23 protein-coding genes and 2 pseudogenes are annotated in these 16,011 nt (G+C 72.8%); 23 read left to right on the top strand and 2 right to left on the bottom strand.

Annotation, left to right across the window (positions count from 1 at the left end; all coding sequences use genetic code 11):
- Nucleotides 1–97: 97 nt before the first annotated feature.
- From WBK50_RS33460 to WBK50_RS33350, 23 genes and pseudogenes are all read left to right on the top strand, one after another.
- Nucleotides 98–433, top strand: a complete 336-nt coding sequence (locus WBK50_RS33460; protein WP_341339754.1) for a hypothetical protein — start codon at nt 98–100, stop codon at nt 431–433.
- An 11-nt stretch (nt 434–444) separates the two neighbouring features.
- Nucleotides 445–1,464, top strand: coding sequence for a hypothetical protein (locus tag WBK50_RS33455; protein WP_341339753.1), 1,020 nt, complete (start codon nt 445–447; stop codon nt 1,462–1,464).
- Complete coding sequence (locus WBK50_RS33450) at nt 1,461–1,727, top strand: hypothetical protein (protein WP_341339752.1); 267 nt, start codon at nt 1,461–1,463, stop codon at nt 1,725–1,727. The genes WBK50_RS33455 and WBK50_RS33450 overlap by 4 nt, the downstream gene beginning before the upstream one ends.
- Nucleotides 1,728–1,813: 86 nt before the next feature.
- Nucleotides 1,814–2,059 (top strand): annotated as a pseudogene (locus tag WBK50_RS33445) (WhiB family transcriptional regulator); the annotation flags it as partial.
- 185 nt (nt 2,060–2,244) lie between these two features.
- Nucleotides 2,245–2,631 (top strand): hypothetical protein, encoded by a 387-nt coding sequence (locus WBK50_RS33440; RefSeq protein ID WP_341339751.1) that lies wholly within the window; start codon nt 2,245–2,247, stop codon nt 2,629–2,631.
- The gene (locus WBK50_RS33435; RefSeq protein ID WP_341339750.1) at nt 2,631–4,361 is read left to right on the top strand and encodes a DEAD/DEAH box helicase; all 1,731 of its coding nucleotides are present in this window, start codon (nt 2,631–2,633) and stop codon (nt 4,359–4,361) included. The genes WBK50_RS33440 and WBK50_RS33435 overlap by 1 nt, the downstream gene beginning before the upstream one ends.
- Nucleotides 4,362–4,511: 150 nt before the next feature.
- Nucleotides 4,512–4,913, top strand: a complete 402-nt coding sequence (locus WBK50_RS33430) for a hypothetical protein (protein WP_341339749.1) — start codon at nt 4,512–4,514, stop codon at nt 4,911–4,913.
- Between the two features lie 68 nt (nt 4,914–4,981).
- Nucleotides 4,982–5,281 carry a hypothetical protein gene (locus tag WBK50_RS33425; protein ID WP_341339748.1) on the top strand — a complete coding sequence of 100 codons (300 nt, stop codon included), beginning with the start codon at nt 4,982–4,984 and terminating at the stop codon, nt 5,279–5,281.
- A gap of 79 nt (nt 5,282–5,360) precedes the next feature.
- A complete protein-coding gene (locus tag WBK50_RS33420) occupies nt 5,361–5,678 on the top strand; it encodes a hypothetical protein (RefSeq protein ID WP_341339747.1) in 318 nt (105 codons plus the stop codon).
- Nucleotides 5,679–5,681: 3 nt separating this feature from the next.
- On the top strand, nt 5,682–7,421 hold the full coding sequence (locus WBK50_RS33415) for a UvrD-helicase domain-containing protein (protein ID WP_341339746.1): 1,740 nt from the start codon (nt 5,682–5,684) through the stop codon (nt 7,419–7,421).
- A gap of 117 nt (nt 7,422–7,538) precedes the next feature.
- A complete protein-coding gene (locus WBK50_RS33410; protein WP_341339745.1) occupies nt 7,539–7,757 on the top strand; it encodes a hypothetical protein in 219 nt (72 codons plus the stop codon).
- Between the two features lie 5 nt (nt 7,758–7,762).
- Nucleotides 7,763–8,623 (top strand): deazapurine DNA modification protein DpdA family protein, encoded by an 861-nt coding sequence (locus tag WBK50_RS33405; protein WP_341339744.1) that lies wholly within the window; start codon nt 7,763–7,765, stop codon nt 8,621–8,623.
- A 53-nt stretch (nt 8,624–8,676) separates the two neighbouring features.
- Complete coding sequence (locus WBK50_RS33400; RefSeq protein ID WP_341339743.1) at nt 8,677–8,979, top strand: hypothetical protein; 303 nt, start codon at nt 8,677–8,679, stop codon at nt 8,977–8,979.
- A 68-nt stretch (nt 8,980–9,047) separates the two neighbouring features.
- Nucleotides 9,048–9,533, top strand: coding sequence for a hypothetical protein (locus WBK50_RS33395; protein ID WP_341339742.1), 486 nt, complete (start codon nt 9,048–9,050; stop codon nt 9,531–9,533).
- 61 nt (nt 9,534–9,594) lie between these two features.
- Nucleotides 9,595–10,806 carry a DUF3560 domain-containing protein gene (locus WBK50_RS33390; RefSeq protein WP_341339741.1) on the top strand — a complete coding sequence of 404 codons (1,212 nt, stop codon included), beginning with the start codon at nt 9,595–9,597 and terminating at the stop codon, nt 10,804–10,806.
- Nucleotides 10,807–10,903: 97 nt separating this feature from the next.
- On the top strand, nt 10,904–11,269 hold the full coding sequence (locus WBK50_RS33385; protein ID WP_341339740.1) for a hypothetical protein: 366 nt from the start codon (nt 10,904–10,906) through the stop codon (nt 11,267–11,269).
- Nucleotides 11,270–11,366: 97 nt separating this feature from the next.
- A complete protein-coding gene (locus WBK50_RS33380; RefSeq protein WP_341339739.1) occupies nt 11,367–12,032 on the top strand; it encodes a hypothetical protein in 666 nt (221 codons plus the stop codon).
- 20 nt (nt 12,033–12,052) lie between these two features.
- Nucleotides 12,053–12,472 (top strand): hypothetical protein, encoded by a 420-nt coding sequence (locus WBK50_RS33375; protein WP_341339738.1) that lies wholly within the window; start codon nt 12,053–12,055, stop codon nt 12,470–12,472.
- A 95-nt stretch (nt 12,473–12,567) separates the two neighbouring features.
- On the top strand, nt 12,568–12,894 hold the full coding sequence (locus WBK50_RS33370) for a hypothetical protein (RefSeq protein ID WP_341339737.1): 327 nt from the start codon (nt 12,568–12,570) through the stop codon (nt 12,892–12,894).
- Between the two features lie 58 nt (nt 12,895–12,952).
- Nucleotides 12,953–13,390 (top strand): hypothetical protein, encoded by a 438-nt coding sequence (locus WBK50_RS33365; protein ID WP_341339736.1) that lies wholly within the window; start codon nt 12,953–12,955, stop codon nt 13,388–13,390.
- Between the two features lie 94 nt (nt 13,391–13,484).
- The gene (locus tag WBK50_RS33360; RefSeq protein ID WP_341339735.1) at nt 13,485–13,868 is read left to right on the top strand and encodes a hypothetical protein; all 384 of its coding nucleotides are present in this window, start codon (nt 13,485–13,487) and stop codon (nt 13,866–13,868) included.
- The gene (locus WBK50_RS33355) at nt 13,865–14,098 is read left to right on the top strand and encodes a hypothetical protein (RefSeq protein WP_341339734.1); all 234 of its coding nucleotides are present in this window, start codon (nt 13,865–13,867) and stop codon (nt 14,096–14,098) included. The genes WBK50_RS33360 and WBK50_RS33355 overlap by 4 nt, the downstream gene beginning before the upstream one ends.
- A gap of 2 nt (nt 14,099–14,100) precedes the next feature.
- Complete coding sequence (locus tag WBK50_RS33350) at nt 14,101–14,385, top strand: hypothetical protein (RefSeq protein WP_341339733.1); 285 nt, start codon at nt 14,101–14,103, stop codon at nt 14,383–14,385.
- Nucleotides 14,386–14,450: 65 nt separating this feature from the next.
- Here the strand turns inward: WBK50_RS33350 and WBK50_RS33345 are convergent, their stop codons facing one another.
- Both WBK50_RS33345 and WBK50_RS35545 read right to left on the bottom strand, forming a co-directional pair.
- Nucleotides 14,451–15,071, bottom strand: a complete 621-nt coding sequence (locus WBK50_RS33345) for a hypothetical protein (protein ID WP_341339732.1) — start codon at nt 15,069–15,071, stop codon at nt 14,451–14,453.
- Nucleotides 15,072–15,165: 94 nt separating this feature from the next.
- Nucleotides 15,166–15,549: pseudogene (locus WBK50_RS35545) on the bottom strand (hypothetical protein); the annotation flags it as partial.
- Nucleotides 15,550–16,011: the final 462 nt, after the last annotated feature.

The raw sequence follows: 16,011 nt of genomic DNA, 5'->3' as shown, positions 1-16,011 counted from the left end.
CGACGAGACCCGAGCACCACCCCTTCAGCTGGGCCTCGCCGTCGGACCGTCCCGCTCGACCACCCCCGAGCGGACCGCACCCGAGAGGCGATACCGCATGTCCACCTACGCCCCGCCGCGCCGCAACATCGCGCCGAAGAACCACGAGCCGTCCGGCAAGCCGCCGTGGACCCGGCTCCTCCTGTCCGGCCCCGCCGGCTCCCGCAAGTCCGGGACCGCCGCCCTCTTCTCCACCGACACCCGCCTCGGCGGCATGTTCTGGATGGAGATCGGCGTCGGCGAGCGCACCGCCGAGGAGTACGGCGTCATCCCCGGGGCCAACTACAAGATCATCGACCACGACGGCACGTTCCTCGACATCCACGACCAGCTCGAAACGCACTGGTGGCTGGCGAAGGACGCCGAGGACGCAGGTCTCCCCCGATCGCCCTGACGATCGACTCGATGGGTGGCCTCAACGAGATGCTCATGGACTTCGGCGACGCCCGAGCCCGGGCGAAGAAGTCCGACGCCGCGAAGAAGTACGACAAGGACCTCGCCAAGGCCGCGACCTTCTGGTCCGCCGACTACGACGCGACGATCAGCTACGAACTGCGCGGCCTGATCAAGAAGCGGCACACGCAGATCATGAAGCTGGTCCTGTCCTGGCCCGGCCCGGTCATCCTCCTCTCCCCCGAGCGCATGGCCTCCGTGTGGGAGAACGGCGCACCCACCGACCGGCAGGACTGGTCCCTCGAGTGCCGGAAGGACCTGCCGAAGGACGTCGACGCGCACGTCCGCCTGCAGCCCGGCGGCAAGGCCGACGTGATCAAGCTGCGGTCCGGGAAGGAGATGGTCACCGAGAACCCCCGGATCTGCCCGTGGCCCGCGAAGGACTTCACCGTCGCGAAGCTGGTGTTCGACTGGATCGGCTGCGAGGCCGGGGCGTCCCGCGCCCCCGTCGTCCGCGAGTACGACGCCGACCAGGACATGCGCGACGAGATCACCCCGGACAACGTCGCGATGCGCGCCCAGGAGCAGCAGGAGCAGCAGGAGGCCCGCCAGCGCGAGCAGGTCGCCGAGCGGGCCCGCGAGCTGATCCGCTGGACCCTCGCCCCCGCCGACGTCGACACGGCGGCGACCCGCGCGACGAAGCTGCAGAGCCACATCGCCCGGAACTCGAACGCGATCCCGTTCCTCACCGACGACCAGAAGGAACGCCTCGGCATCAACCCCGAGGACACCGTGCTGCAGATGGTGGACCTCGGCGCCCTGGTCGTCGACTACGTCAGCCGGCACAAGCGGTCCCCGCTGGCCGCGCTCGACACCGTCCCCGCCCAGGAGGAGTCCCCGGCCCGCCGCGCGCTGAACGAGCACGCCGACGAGATGCTCACCGCCCACAACGGCGACCAGGCCACCCGTGGCGAGCTGGAGCAGCTGGCGAAGGAATTCGACCCGCGGCGCATGGCCCAGGACGCCGGGTGAGCGCCGGGAGGGTCCGGGGCGCCTGCCTCGCCTACCCGCCGTCGAAGATGCGCTTCCGGTCCCGCGTGCAGGCCCGCGCCGGGCTGTCCCGCGCCCGCGGGCGCCTCACCGCGCAGGGCGTCCCCGAGGCGCTGATGCCCGTGCACATCGAACGGTGCCGCACCTGCAACGGCTGGCACCACCACCAGGACCGCGCCGCGGTCGCCGCCTACCTCGAGGAGATGACCCCGACCCGCCAGCTGCTCGACCTGATCGCCGCCTGACGACCGCACCCCCGGGGCGCGCGAGCAACCACCCCTGCTCGCGCGCCCCGGCCGGTCGTCCTCCACCTCAGCCTGAGGAGCACCCGATGATGCAAGAGCTTGGCCTCGCCCTGTTCGGCGATGGCGACACACCTGATTGGACTGGCGCGCTGTGCGCCCAGGTAGATGGCGACCTGTGGTTCCCGGAGAAGGGCGGGTCGACCCGCGAAGCGAAGCGCATCTGCGCTGACTGCGACCTGCGGGTGGCCTGCCTCGAGTACGCGCTGAAGCGGGACGAGCGCTTCGGCGTCTGGGGCGGCCTGGCCGAGCGGGAGCGCCGCCGTCTCCGCCGCGGCGAGAAGCAGACGACCGACGCGACCCCGCCGCCGCCGAACCGCACGGTCCTCGCGCGCCGGGCCGAGATCGCCCGCCTCACCGGGCTCGGGCTGACGGCGGAGGAGATCGCCGCGACCATGAACCTCCACGTCCGCACGGTTCACCGGAACCGGTCCGCGATGGTCGCGAGCGAGGCCGCCGCGTGAGCCTCACCCCGTACGCCGCGGCCGCCGAGCTCGCGGAGGTCATCCGGGCCGGCCGGTACCGGTACTCGAACGAGCGGGACCTGCAGGACGGCATCGCGCAGGCTCTCGCGCACCACGCCACGCACCAGGTGCGCGCCGAGGTGGCGCTCACCCCGGCGGACCGCATCGACTTCCTCGTCGACGTCGACGGCCGTCACGTCGGCATCGAGGTGAAGGTCGACCGCAAGTACGCGGCGGACCGGGTCCTCGCGCAGCTCCGCCGGTACGCGGCGTCGGACGAGGTGGACGCCCTCCTGCTGATCACCACGGTCCCGCAGCACATCTCGGTGCCCGCGCTGGTCGGCGGGAAGCCGCTGTACGCGCACCTCCTGCGGGGCATCTGATGGCGACGTACGGCACGCTGCAGCACCGGCGGCCGCAGGTGGAGGCGCAGTCACGCCGCGGCGGGGACCGGGCCTCCTGGTGGATCTCTGCCGCCCCCCACGTGATGATCAAGGTGAAGCGGCTGCTGCCCCGGGTCTCGACCGACCGCAGCGGCGCCGTGTCCATCGTCGACACCCCGGAGACGGCCCGGGACGTCGCCTGGATCTGCGAGCGCTGGCCCCTCGAGATGGACCCGCGCACCCGCGCCCAGCTCGACGCCCGCGTGTCCGAGCACCGCGCCCGACAGGAGGCCATCGACGACGTCCTCGCCGGCGGATCCGGTGCGCTCACCCTCGGCATGGAGCCGTCGCGGCCGCCGCGGGAGTACCAGTCGGTCGCCGCCCGCATGATGCGGACGTCCGGGCGGATGATCCTCGGGGATGACCTCGGTCTGGGAAAGTCGGCCAGCGCGCTCTACCTGCTCGACCAGCCCGACGCGCTCCCCGCGCTCATCGTCACCCTGACGCACCTGCCCGAGCAGTGGCTCCGCGAGCTGCACCTGACGTGGCCGATGCTGATCGGTCACGCCGCGAAGAAGGGGACGGCGTACCCGCTGGACCAGATCCGCGGGCACCGCGGCCACCCGCCGGACGTCATCGTCATGGGGTACTCGAAGCTGGCCGGCTGGGCTGACGCCCTGGCCGGGCAGGTCAACACGGTCATCTTCGACGAGGTGCAGGAGCTACGCGGCGGGATCGCCACGGCGAAGGGAACCGCGGCCGCGCAGATCGCGGACCAGGCCCGGTTCGTCGTCGGCCTGTCCGCGACGCCGGTCTACAACTACGGCGGCGAGATCCACTCCATCTACTCGATCCTCGCCCCGGACGCCCTCGGCACCCGAGCCGAGTTCCTGAAGGAGTGGACGGGCGGGGACTCCGACAGCGCGAAGCCGGTCGTGAAGGACCCGGCCGCGCTCGGCACGTTCCTCCGCGATGAGGGCCTGTTCCTGCGCCGCACCCGGAAGGACGTCGGCCGGGAACTGCCCGACCCGGTCCGGATCCGGCAGGAGGTCGACTCGGATCCGGCCGCCCTGGACGCGCTGTCCACGGACAGCCTCGCGATGGCCCGCCTCATCCTCGACCAGGACGCCAGCCACCAGAAGCAGTTCACCGCCCGCGGTGACCTCGACTGGAAGATGCGGCAGGCCACCGGGATCGGGAAGGCGCCGTACGTCGCCGAGTTCGTCCGCATGCTCCTCGAGTCCGAGGAGAAGGTGCTGCTGTTCGGCTGGCACCGCCAGGTCTACTCGATCTGGGAGGAGCGGCTCCGCGACCTGGGCGTCGTCAACTACACCGGGTCGGAGTCTCCGCTGCAGAAGCGGGACGCGGCGGCCCAGTTCATCGACGGCGACGCCCGCGTGATGATGATGTCCCTGCGGGCCGGCGCCGGGCTCGACGGCCTGCAGAAGCGCTGCAGCGTCGCCGTGTTCGGCGAGCTGGACTGGTCCCCTGGCGTGCACGACCAGGCGATCGGCCGCCTCACGCGCGACGGCCAGGAGGCCGCGGTCCTCGCCTACTTCATGGTGTCGAACTCCGGGTCCGATCCGGTGATCGACGAGGTCCTGCAGCTGAAGCGCATGCAGGGCGAGGCGATCCGCGATCCGGACGCGCCGCTCTTCCAGCCGTCCGCGCCGTCCGTCGACCGGGTGCGGCTGCTGGCGCAGTCCATCGTCGACCGCGCGGCCCGATGAAGAGGTCCGGCGAGCCCCGCCGGACCCCGATGCCCCCGCGCCGGGCCCCTCTCTCCCGGGGAGAAGGGGCTCGCGCGGGGCAGCGGGCTGTCCCGCAGCAGCGAGCTCGGCCGCGGTGCCGGGCCGAAGCGGACCGCTCCGCTGCGGTCGGTGTCGCCGACGGTGAAGGCCAAGGTGTCGCCGACGCCGGCGAAGGCGGCGCGGGCGGCGGCGGAGCGGGCCGCGGAGGAGGAGGCCAAGGAGATCGTTCGGGAGCGCAGCGGCGGTGTCTGTGAGGGCTGCGGGTCTGCGAGGGCGACGAACTGGGCGCACCGGGTGGCGAAGGGTCACGGCGGTCCGTGGGACGCCGCGAACGGGCTGCACCTGTGCGGCATGGGCAATGCCTCGGGCTGCCACGGGTTCAGCCATCAGAAGCCCCTGGAGGCGCAGGCCCTCGGCTGGATCGTCGAGAGCCACGACGTCGACCGGATCCGGGAGATCCCGGTCCAGCACGCATGGCTCGGCCGGGTGCTGCTGACCAGCGACGGGAGGGTGATCCCGGTCCCCGATTAATTTTCAGTGTTGACCAGTCCTGTCCTGCGCGGTACGGTTTACCGGTACCCACTCACTAGGAGGACAACATGCCCGCTCCCGCCGCCGCCCTGCTCCCGCTGGCCACGCTCGCCGCCTGGTACCGCGCTATCGGCGCCGTCACCATGACCGGCCCGCACCAGCTGGTCGTGATCGACGGGGTCGGCGTCCTCTCCTCCGCCGAGATCCGCGCCGGGATGCGCGCCGCCCGCGGCGCCTACGCCGAGGGCGACCGGTACGCCGCCGTGTGCGCCATGGAGCGCGTCATCACCCACACCGACCACGCGCTGACCAGCACCAGCTGGGCATGGGCCGAGAAGGTGCTCGCCCACGTCGAGAACGCCGCCTGAGCCCGCCGCTCCCGGGCCGGGCACACCCCACCGGCCCGGGAGCCCCCGCCCCCCACTCGACACCCCTGAGGAGCACCCGATGACCACCACGCACGCCGAGACCTCCGGCACCCGCGAGCTGCTGGACAAGGTCGCCGCCATCCGCCGCGCCGAGGCCGAGGCCGCGCACGCCGCCTACCCGCAGTACCTCGGCCACTGGACCGACTGGACGCTCGTGGAGATCACCGAGCACGTCCGCACGAAGAGCGGCATCGCCTTCGAGCCGGGCGACCTGGTCCTCGCCAACCCGAAGCGCTGGGACTCGATGTTCGTGACCTGCTACTCGTACCGCAACGGCGTCGACACCTCCGTCCCCTCGTCCTTCGTCCGCGCCATCCGCGTGATCGAGGAGGGCTGACCGATGGCCGACTTCGCCCTGACCCCGGAGCAGCAGGACTTCCTCGACGCCACCGACGACGGCGGGCCCGGCATCGTGTGCCAGGCCGGCGCCGGGGCCGGGAAGACGACCGTGATGCGCAAGGCTGGCGAGAAGCTCGCCGTCCGCGGCAAGCGGGGGATCTACACCGCGTTCAACAAGGCGATCGTCGAGTCCGCCTCCGGCACGTTCCCCCGGAACGTCACTCCGCAGACGACCTACTCCATCGCCTACCAGGCTGGCGGCCACCACTACAAGCGGACGCTGGACATCACCAGCCAGACGCTGCAGGACGTCGCCCGCATCCTCCGGATCAACGAGCCCCTGTACCTGGGGAAGGACGTCACTCCGCTCGCCCCGAACAAGGTCGCCCGCCTGGCCATCGGCACCGTCGACCAGTTCTGCGCATCCGCCGACGACGTGCTGGGCGCCGCGCACGTCCCGGACGTCCCCGGCGCGGAGGACGCCCGCCAGCACATCATCGACACGGTCCTCCCGCTCGCCGTCCGCGCGTGGGAGGACATGGCCGACCCGTCGGGGAAGCACGGCGGCGGGAAGCTCCGCAGCAAGCCCGGCCTGTACTTCAAGCGGTGGGCGCTGACGCACCCGCAGATCCGGGCCGACTTCCTGATGGTCGACGAAGTCCAGGACACCGACCCCGTTCTGGCGGGGGTCCTCCGGGAGCAGCAGCTCCCGATGTACCTGATCGGCGATGACGCCCAGATGATCTACGGGTGGCGGGGCTGCGTCTCCGTCATGGGCGACTTCCCGGCGCTGCACCAGCTCTCGCTGACCAAGTCGTTCCGCTTCGGGACCGCAGTCGCCGACGAGGCGAACAAGTGGCTGGACCTGCTGGACGCGAAGATCCGGATCACCGGCAACGACGCGGTGAACTCCGTCGTCGGCCCGCTCACCCACCCGGACGCCGTCCTGACCCGGTCGAACGCCGAGGCCGTCATCGAGGCCATCGAGGCCCACAAGCAGGGCGTGAAGGTCCACCTGAAGGGCGCCGGGGACGCCGTCCGCGCGCTCGCTGAGGGCGCCGCCCAGCTGCAGCAGGGCCGCACCGCGTGGCACCCCGAGCTCGCCGCGTTCCGCACCTGGGGGGCGGTCATCCAGTACGTCGAGGACGGGCAGGCGTCGACGGAGCTGGAGAACACGGTCCGCCTGCTCGACACGCACGGCATCGACGTCGTCGAGGAGGCGCTGTCCAAGACGGTCGCCGAGCCGTACGCGGAGCGCGTCGTCACGACGACCCACAAGGTCAAGGGCCTCGAATGGAGCGCGGTCCGGATCGGGAACGACTGGCACCCGCCGCGCGGCGACCAGGACCCGTCCCCGGAGACGGCGATGCTCGCCTACGTCGCGGTGACCAGGGCGAAGGAGCAGCTCGACCGGGGCGGCCTGGACTGGGTCGATGACTACGCCGGTGACGCCGTGCCGTTCGCGGCCGCCGACGCCGCGGTCGCGCCGGCGCCCGCACCTGAGCCGGTCCGGGAGCGGGTCGAGCTGCCCGCTGCGGCCCCGGTGGAGGAGCCCGAGGTGGTTGTGCCCCGGACCGGGGTCGGGCGCGGTGTGGCCGTGCTGAGGGACTGGCTGGACAGCGACGAGGGGGACCCGCTGTCAGAGGAGGTGCTCGAGGACGTGGTGCGGCGAGTGGTGGCCGCGTACCTGGACAGCAGGGTGGGGGCTGGGGAGCGGCACCTGCGGGCGGTCGGGGACTGAGTTGCTGCAGGTAGAGCGGCCGGGGCGACACGCCCGGCCGCTCTTTTCAGTGTTGATCAGCCCTCCGTCGGACGGTACGGTTTACCGGTACCACCCCACCGCCCCCGAGGAGCCCCGATGACGTTCCCCGACCCGCCCACCCCGCTCCCCCACGAGCCCGCCCCCGACACCCTCGGCGTGAGCCTCACCTACGGCCCCGAGGGCGCCGCCTCCTCGACCTGGGTGACCTGCCTGCACTGCGCCGCCCGCTACCCCGCCCACCAGCCCGGGAGCTGCGGCACCCGCACCGCCGACGCCACCCGGGCCTGGCGCGACGCGATCCTGCGGGCCGGCTGACCGCGATGACCTTCTACCTCGGCTGCCCTGAGCCCAGCTGGCTGCGCCGCACCAGCGTCCCCCTGTTCATCTCCCGCACCCGGCTCTCCCGCGTCATCGCGCTCCCCGAGGCCCGCGGCCCCTGGGCGCTCGACTCCGGGGGCTTCTCCGAGCTGCGCGAGTCGGGCCGCTGGACGATCTCCCCGCAGCGCTACGCAGACGAGGTACGCGGCTACATCGCCCAGCTCGGCGAACCCGACTTCGCCGCCCCGCAGGACTGGATGTGCGAGGACGACCAGCTCGCCCGCACCGGCCTCACCCTGCAGGAGCACCAGGTCCGGACGGTCCTGAACTACGCCGTGCTGCGCCAGCTCGCCCCCGAGGTGCCCTGGCTGCCCGTCCTGCAGGGCGTGACCGTCGCGTCCTACCTGCGGTGCGCCGCGATGTACGAGGCGATCGGCGTGCACCTGGCCGACGAGCCGCGCGTCGGCGTCGGCTCCGTGTGCCGGCGCCAGGCCACCGTCGGCGCCGCCGTCCTGTTCGACCGCCTCGTCGGCGAGCTGGGGCTGCGGAACCTGCACGGGTTCGGGCTGAAGGCCGACGGCCTCGACCTGTTCGGGGAGCAGCTGGCGTCCGCCGACTCGATGGCCTGGTCGTACGGGGCCAGGAGGGACGCAGACGACCCGGACCGGGCGCCGTGCCCGGATGGTCGGACCGACTGCCGGAACTGCCTGCACGAGGCGCTGGCCTGGCGGGAGCGCGTGCTGGCGTCGTGGGCGGGGGCCCGGGGCCGGGCGGACGTGCCGCCGGTCGTGGCGCCTCGGCTGCGGCCGCGCCGGGAACCTGCCCAGACCAGTCTTTTTTCAGTGTTGACCAGTGCTGGGTGAGGGGGTACGGTTTAGAGGTACCCAAGAGCGAGACCCCCACCGAGGAGAACACCATGAGCGCCCCGACCGCCGACACCGCCGCCCTGATCGCCGCCTTCCGCTTCGCCGTCGACTTCGCCGTCGCCGCCATCGAGGAGAACGACGACGAGGCCGCCGAGCTCGCCGCCAAGGACCGCCACCGCATCGCCTACGCCCTCACCGAGCACGGCCAGGGCTGGGTCTCCAAGCTCCTCGCCGCCGAGGGCCGCGCCCGCGTCGCGATCGCCACCACCCCGGCCGCCGACCGCGCCCGCTACGCCACCGCCCAGGCCGCCCGCACCGAGGCCGTGGACGCCGTCCTCGCCCGCTGCGCCTGACCGTCCGCCCCCGGGGCGCGCGGCGACCACCCCGCCGCGCGCCCCACCCCGCCCCGAAGGAGCACCCGATGAGCGCCGCCGCCCGCACCTGCCGCTACTCCCTGAACCAGGCCGTCGAGGTCCTCCACGCAGACTTCGAGACGCCCGACTTCCCCGACACCTGGTTCGCCGGCGTCGTCGAGAAGATCGAGGTGGCGGACGAGGCCCGCGGCCTCTGGACGGTCACGGTCCGCCGCGGGGAGCGGGCCTGGTCCCTGCAGATCGTCGGCCCCCGCGGCGGGAACAAGCGCATCCGGCCCGCGGAGAACGGCGCCGTCGTCCCGCTCGACGCCCAGGGCTTCCACGGCAACCAGTGCGCCGCGAAGGCGTACCAGCGGTTCTACTTCGACGCCGACCCCCAGGGCGCCCGCTACTGGGTCGACATGGGCGAGCGCATCGACCCCGACCAGGCGCCCCGCTGGGCGAAGCTCCGCGAGACCTACGGCGGCCCGTGCGACCCGGCCGCCCCGGAGGCTGCCCCCGCACGCGACGACCGCCGCGGCGTTGAAGTCTGACCCACCCCCCGGGCCGCGCGGCACCCGCCGCGCGGCCCCTCCCGTTGAGAGAGAGCACCCGATGAGCGAGACCACCGACTACCGCCACCTGGGCCACGAGGGCTACGCCCGCCTCGGCTACACCGACACCCCGCCGTCGGACCCGCCCGAGGTCCGGTACGCGATCATGGACCTTCCGCTCCAGCAGCGCGCCGCCGCCGCTCCCGCGATCCGGCAGGGCTTCCTTGAGGGCTGGCGCGAGGCCGTCGAGGCGGCAAAGCCGAAGCCCGACCCGGACGAGGCCCCGAAGCCCGCCGTCCTGCTGACGCTGACCTACAGCGCGGCGGAGGGCACCCTCCTCGACGGCACCAGCAAGGGCGACGGCTCCGCCGAGGTGCTGCACGCGAGCCCCCAGCTTTGGCGCTGGTCGCGGAACCTGGGCACGTGGTTCGTCCGCTACTCCCGCGACCGGCCGCCGCGCCTGGGAGCGATTGACGCCGACCGCAAGGCGCTCGAGGCGGCCGGGTTCGAGGTGACCGTGGAGATCGACGGGAAGCCCCGCATGTACGAGGAGGCCGAGGCGGACCGTGCGCAGCACATGGACGAGCGCGCCGACCACCTCGCCGCCAAGGCCGAGCGGAAGGGTGCGGAGTCCGACGCGCGGTTCGCCGCCGCGGACCGGACGTCCGACATGATCCCGATGGGTCAGCCGGTGCTCGTGGGTCATTACAGCCAGCGCCGCCACGAGCGCCACCTCGAACAGATCCACCGCGACACCCGGAAGGGCCTGGACGCCCTCGCCGAGAGCCGTCAGGCCGCGCAGCGGGCCGAGTCCGCCGCCTCCCACATGCGCCACCGCGAGGACCCGTACGCGATGGCGCGCCGGCTGAAGACGAGGCAGGCCGACCGGGACAAGGTCCAGCGCGACCTGGACGGCCACGTCCGGAACTTCCGGAACGGCGCCGGGGTCGTGGTGTCGCAGGACGTCACCAAGCCCGCCTCCGGGAGCTGGCGGGAGCAGCTGCTCGTCCGGGCCGAGTTCCTCGACGAGGAGATCCGCGGCCTGCGGGACGCGCTGGCCGTCGCGAAGGAGGAGGGCCGCTGGCTGGACCTGCAGAAGGGCGACGTGAAGCCGGGCCAGGAGGTGCGCATCGACGGCCGCTGGTACGCGGTGGTGAAGGTGAACCGGACGACGGTGGCCGTGACGACGCTCGTCGGCGCGCTGAAGTACCCGCTGGATCAGATCCGCGGCGTGCGGGACGGCCTCCCCGCTGCGGTGGAGACCGACGCCTAAGTTTTCAGTATTGACACCCGCACCGCCCGCGCGGTACGGTTTGCAGGTACCCGAGAGCGACCACCCCCGCTCTCCCCACCTCCCCGAGGAGCACCCGATGACCCACACGATCCTGCTCGTAGGCACCGACCGCGACGTCCGCGCCACCCTCGCCTTCCTCGACACCGACATCGAGCGCGTCGACACGATCGCCGAGGCCGAGGAGCACCTCGACAACCGCGACCACGACAACTACGTCCTCGTCCTCACCGGCGACACCGTCCAGGGCAACTACGACCGCGTCCTCCACGGCTGGCCGTTCCTGATCGCCTTCGCCGAGACCACCGCCGCCGGCCCGGTCATCCCCAACTGGGCGTGGACCGCCGCCGCCTGCACCGGCGCCAGCACGATCCTCGAGCTGCCGAAGGCGCTCCCCTGGCTCGCCGACCTGGGCCGCAACGGCTGGCCCGCGTACGCCGCCTGATCCACCTGGGGCCCCTGCCGCCACGGCAGGGGCCCCGCCTCAGCTCACCCACCCGCACCGGCCGACCACCCCCGGCCCACCTGATCCGGAGCACCCGATGACCGCCCTGCCCGTCGACGTCTGGGGGCCGCCGCCACCCGGCGACGACGACCTCCCCGACCCCCGCCCCCGACCCCACGAGATCCGCGTGACCTGCACGCACCGCGACTGCAACAGCCTCGTCGGCTGGATCCGCCGCGCCGACGTGCACCAGGACCTCGACGCCGTCCTCTCCCCGTGGCGCGCCGAGTCCCCGGAGCACCTGCCGTGGCACGTCGAGCCGTTCCGCCGGCCCGACGCCGCGGCCCGCTGGGTGCTCTCCCAGCACGACCTGGACGAGCACAACGACACCCGGCACCTCGACGCCCACCGCACCCGCCTGGACGCCGACGTGGCCGCCGTGGAGCGCCTCTCCCTCGGCATCCTCGTCCCGCTGCTCGGCACCGGGTCCTGCCTGAACTGCTCGTGCCAGCTGGTGATGCGCGACGGCGTCTGGTCCGACGAGCTCGGCGGGTCGACCTGCCCGGGCGACCACGAGCTGTGCCCGAACCTGTGCCGGCCGAACCGCGACACGATCGGCCGGGCGACGTCCTGCCCGTTCTGCGCCGGTCGCGGACACATCATCGACACCCACCACCCGATTCCGGACATTGAGGAGCTAGTCACCATGTACACCGACGCAGCCGAGGCGACAGTCGCCGTGCAGGATGGTGCGGTCCGATGACCGCCGCCGTGGAGACGACGATGCCTGAGACCGACAAGCCCAGCACCCCGCGCCGTCGAGGACGGCCGCGCGTCGGCGAAGGCGAGGGTGGCCCGCACGAGGGCAGCAAGCAGGCCACGACCACCCCGGGCATCGACCACGAGGTCCGGCTCGGCCGGCTCGCGGAGAAGCTGGCGGCGTCGAAGAACGAGCTGCGGCGCATCGCGCTGGACCGGCTACTCGCCGACTACAGGGCCGGGGCGCTGGACCTGTCGAAGCTGGAGAAGGTCAAGGGCGCCCCGAAGCAGACGCAGTGGATCCCGGGCCCCGGGCACGTGGAGGAGCTGCGGACGATCCGGCAGGCGACCGGCTGGGCCGGGGCCGACGTGCTGCGGCGCGCGGTGGAGGACCTGCTGCAGGCGGAGGGCATCGGCCCGGTGGGGCCCCCGAAAGAATCCTAGTTTTCAGTATTGACTCACGCATGGTTCACGCGGTACGGTTTACAGGTACCGCAAGGGCGACCACCCCCGCCCACCGAACCACTGAGGAGCACCCGATGACCGCCCCCGCCACCCCCCGCACCACGACCACCATCCACTACTGGGTCGCCACCTACCGCGCCGCCGACCTCCGCGTGAAGGCCGCCGTGAACACCGGCAACCGCCACGAGGAGCAGCGGAACCTCACCCACCGCCGCGACGCCGCCGAGAGCCTCCGCTTCCTCGGACGCCGCGACCTCGCCCACCTCCTGCACGCCGAGCAGGAAGCCCTGATGTCCCTCCGCTACGCGCTGGAGGCCACCGAGGACGGCCAGAACCTCGACGAGTGCCTCGCCTCCGCCGCCAACATCCGCGCCAAGATCGCCGCCGCCCTCACCGCCTGACCCCCCGGCCGCCCCGCACCCCGCGGGGCGGCCGTTCCCCTTCCCCGAGGAGCCCCCGATGACCGACCAGACCGATCCGCCCGCCCGCCTCGCCCTCGCCAGCGCCTACCAGGCCGAATGTCTCGCCATGTGCAACCGCCTGAGGCGCGAAGGCCCCTACTCGCCGAACTACGCCTACAGGGCCCTCGCCTCCCGCATCCCCCTCGAGGCCGTGGCGTACATCGCCCAGACCATCACCAAGGGCAGCGAAGGACTCCGCCGCCTCGCCGAGACCAACCAGATCGGCGACTCCTTCGAGGCGTCCGTCCTGCACCCGCGGTGGGCGACCCTCTTCGACGAGGACCTCCGCGTGATCGCCCGCAACCGGCTCCGCGAGGTCGCCACCGCCTTCCCGGCCGTCGCCCCCGAGGTCGCGCTCCTCCTCGCCACCGAGCGCATCCAGTTCGACCAGCAGCTCGCCTACGAGCTGGCCGGGATGCCCGACTTCCTGGCCTGACCCCCCCGGCCGCCCCGCACCCCGCGGGGCGGCCGGCTCTGCAACACCCCTTCGGCCCGACCACCCCCGGGCCCATCCCATCGAGGAGCACCCGATGCCCCGTCAGCACATCACCTGGGAGGAGCCGACCGTCCGCGTCGCCGTGATGCCCCCGGGCTCACCCGACGCGAAGGGCCGCCGCTCCGTCGGCTGGACGCTCGCCCTGAACGGCAGCAGCGTCACCGCGATCGACGCCGGGGACCGCGGCCGCGGAGCCCTCTTCACCCTCGTCGAGCGCATGCACCGCGAACTGATCGCCGCCTGCATCGCCGAGCACCAGAACGGCCTGCACCAGGCCGGCCCGGAGATCGGCTGCCCGCGCTGCGCCGACGCCGAATCCGACGAGCCCGCGGAGGTCGTCGCCCGCCTCACCTACAGCGAGCGCGCCGCGCGCCGCCACGCGGTCGGCCTGCCCGCGCCCGCCCCGCAGGAGGCGTGACCGTGGACCTGTTCATGATCCTCCGGTTCCTGGCGTGCGGCGTCATGGTCGCCGCCTGGACGGCCGCCTACCTCGTGCAGCAGGGGCCCCTGTGGAGCTTCCAGCCGCCCACCGGGTGGCGCGCCGCCCTGCTCGCCCTCGGCGTCACCGCGACCTGGCCGGGCGTCCTCGCGTTCCTGCTGCTCGTGCACCTCGACGACGTGCGCCTCGACTACCCCGGGAAGGACTGACCATGCCGCTCGCGAAGACCTCGACCGGACACGTGATCACCTGCGACGGCTGCCGCGCCCCCCTCGAGCACATCAACGAGGAGACGATGGTGTTCGACCTCCCCCCGGAGGCCCGCGCCCTCTACGACGTCCCCGACGAGGGACGCCTCGTGTACATCGTGTGCGAGGCGCTGCCCGGCCGGACCAGCTGCCTCGACCGGGCCCGCGCGAAGGACACCAACCCGCCGCCGCCCGGCCGGACCTGCGACTGCGACGCCTGCCTCCGCGCCCACCCGGACGGCCGCTGACAGCCCCAGCAACGCAGAGAGCCCCCACACCTCACCGGAGGCGTGGGGGGCTCTCTGCGTTGCGCTCAGGCCGCGCGACGCGGCACCGGCATGTACGGGGTCTGCTTCCCTCCCGGCTGCAGGAGGATGCCCTCCTCGACCATCGCGCGCAGCTCGTTGCCGATCGTCTTCGACGACGCCGGGATGTCGTCCGGCCACCGCGCGGACGCCGCCATGATGTCCGCCGTCGACGCCGGGCCCTCCCCGATCGCCGCGAGGATCAGCGCCCGCCGCTGATCCTGGACGGTGCCGCCGGCAACGTGGAGCATCCCGGCGATGACCTCCTCCCCGGTCATGCCGGCGAGCGGCGACTTCTCCGGCTCGGGGTCGTCGTCGGACACCAGCTTCAGGACCCGGTCCCGGGCGACCCGCAGGTCGTAGCCGCCCGCCTCCTCGTCCGACGGGTGCAGGTCGCCCTCCGGGGCGTCCATCGCCCAGCCGTACGGGTCGTCGCAGACCCAGGTCCGGTGCATCGTGGTCCGGTTGTCCGGGCCCATCACGTAGGACATGCCCTGCAGCGGCGTGACGCCGTCCGGCATCGTCGTGGGCAGCTCCGTCGGGTCCACCCCGGCCATGCCGCCGGCGAACGCCATCCCGCCCTGCGTCCTCGACTTCGTCTGGAAGCAGATGACGTTCCCGGCGACCATCTGCCGGAAGCTCGGTGGAGCCGAACTCCTCCATGCTGATGCCCTGGCCGGTGAGGACGAGCCGCACCCCGAGGGACCGGCCGCCCTGCGCGATCTCCAACGCCAGCTTGATCGCCTCGGCCCGGTCCTTCGCCGAGCAGCGCTTCAGGAACTTCGCCCACTCGTCGACGACGACCTGCAGGTACCCGCGGTTGGCCAGGACCGGGTCGAAGTGGGCGATGCCCTCCCGCTCCCGGCCCTTGTCGTCGGTCCACTGGATCGCCGACAGGTCCCGCTCGCGCTGGTGCAGGATCCGCACGGCGGCGCGGAGCATCCGCATGATGTTCCGCGGGTCCGGCGCGAACCACCGCACGTGCGGGGACCGCTTCCAGGTCGGCAGCGAGTTGCCGCCCTTGCCGTCGCCGAGGAACGTCGCGAACAGGCTGCGCTCGACACCGTCGGAGCCGACGAACCGCGGCTGCGACGTCTCGATCAGCATCGTCTCCAGGAACGCGGACTTGCCGCGACCCATCGCGCCGGCGATCAGCCAGTTCACCGCGCCGGACCCGGGCTCGAAGCAGCGCACGTGCGCGGCGTCGTCGTCGATGTACCGGCCGGACTGGTACAGCCCGGTCGTGATGTCCAGGGTCGGGCCCGGCCACGACACCGAGGAGTGGAGCGGGTTCGCGCGGGTCACCGTCAGCCGGGCCCTCGACAGGTTCCGGTCCGACGTCCAGCCGATCTCCACCTCGCACTTGTCCGTCGCCGAGAACGCGGCCTGCACGTTCCGCGCGACCTGCCGCGCCGTCGACGTGGTCTGGCGGCCGCCGGGGGCCAGGACGATCACGGCCTCCCACCGGGACGCGAGCCCGCCGTCGTCGCCGTCGGTGGCGATCTCGTGCACATCGGTCAGGTACGCGCCGGGCAGCAGCCCGCCGTCCCGGGAGACGTGCTCCGCCCA

The sequence above is a fragment of the Pseudonocardia sp. T1-2H genome, from assembly GCF_038039215.1.
GTDB lineage: Bacteria > Actinomycetota > Actinomycetes > Mycobacteriales > Pseudonocardiaceae > Pseudonocardia.
Note: the sequence above shows the minus strand (reverse complement) of the source record. Positions and strands in the feature narration are given on the sequence as shown.

Bases quoted from the DNA above. Each gene is read 5' to 3' on its own strand.
- WBK50_RS33460 (WP_341339754.1), top strand. From the start codon at position 98: ATGTCCACCTACGCCCCGCCGCGCCGCAACATCGCGCCGAAGAACCAC.
- WBK50_RS33455 (WP_341339753.1), top strand. From the start codon at position 445: ATGGGTGGCCTCAACGAGATGCTCATGGACTTCGGCGACGCCCGAGCC.
- WBK50_RS33435 (WP_341339750.1), top strand. From the start codon at position 2,631: ATGGCGACGTACGGCACGCTGCAGCACCGGCGGCCGCAGGTGGAGGCG.
- WBK50_RS33425 (WP_341339748.1), top strand. From the start codon at position 4,982: ATGCCCGCTCCCGCCGCCGCCCTGCTCCCGCTGGCCACGCTCGCCGCC.
- WBK50_RS33420 (WP_341339747.1), top strand. From the start codon at position 5,361: ATGACCACCACGCACGCCGAGACCTCCGGCACCCGCGAGCTGCTGGAC.
- WBK50_RS33415 (WP_341339746.1), top strand. From the start codon at position 5,682: ATGGCCGACTTCGCCCTGACCCCGGAGCAGCAGGACTTCCTCGACGCC.
- WBK50_RS33410 (WP_341339745.1), top strand. From the start codon at position 7,539: ATGACGTTCCCCGACCCGCCCACCCCGCTCCCCCACGAGCCCGCCCCC.
- WBK50_RS33405 (WP_341339744.1), top strand. From the start codon at position 7,763: ATGACCTTCTACCTCGGCTGCCCTGAGCCCAGCTGGCTGCGCCGCACC.
- WBK50_RS33400 (WP_341339743.1), top strand. From the start codon at position 8,677: ATGAGCGCCCCGACCGCCGACACCGCCGCCCTGATCGCCGCCTTCCGC.
- WBK50_RS33395 (WP_341339742.1), top strand. From the start codon at position 9,048: ATGAGCGCCGCCGCCCGCACCTGCCGCTACTCCCTGAACCAGGCCGTC.
- WBK50_RS33390 (WP_341339741.1), top strand. From the start codon at position 9,595: ATGAGCGAGACCACCGACTACCGCCACCTGGGCCACGAGGGCTACGCC.
- WBK50_RS33385 (WP_341339740.1), top strand. From the start codon at position 10,904: ATGACCCACACGATCCTGCTCGTAGGCACCGACCGCGACGTCCGCGCC.
- WBK50_RS33380 (WP_341339739.1), top strand. From the start codon at position 11,367: ATGACCGCCCTGCCCGTCGACGTCTGGGGGCCGCCGCCACCCGGCGAC.
- WBK50_RS33375 (WP_341339738.1), top strand. From the start codon at position 12,053: ATGCCTGAGACCGACAAGCCCAGCACCCCGCGCCGTCGAGGACGGCCG.
- WBK50_RS33370 (WP_341339737.1), top strand. From the start codon at position 12,568: ATGACCGCCCCCGCCACCCCCCGCACCACGACCACCATCCACTACTGG.
- WBK50_RS33365 (WP_341339736.1), top strand. From the start codon at position 12,953: ATGACCGACCAGACCGATCCGCCCGCCCGCCTCGCCCTCGCCAGCGCC.
- WBK50_RS33360 (WP_341339735.1), top strand. From the start codon at position 13,485: ATGCCCCGTCAGCACATCACCTGGGAGGAGCCGACCGTCCGCGTCGCC.
- WBK50_RS33350 (WP_341339733.1), top strand. From the start codon at position 14,101: ATGCCGCTCGCGAAGACCTCGACCGGACACGTGATCACCTGCGACGGC.
- WBK50_RS33345 (WP_341339732.1), bottom strand. From the start codon at position 15,071: ATGGTCGCCGGGAACGTCATCTGCTTCCAGACGAAGTCGAGGACGCAG.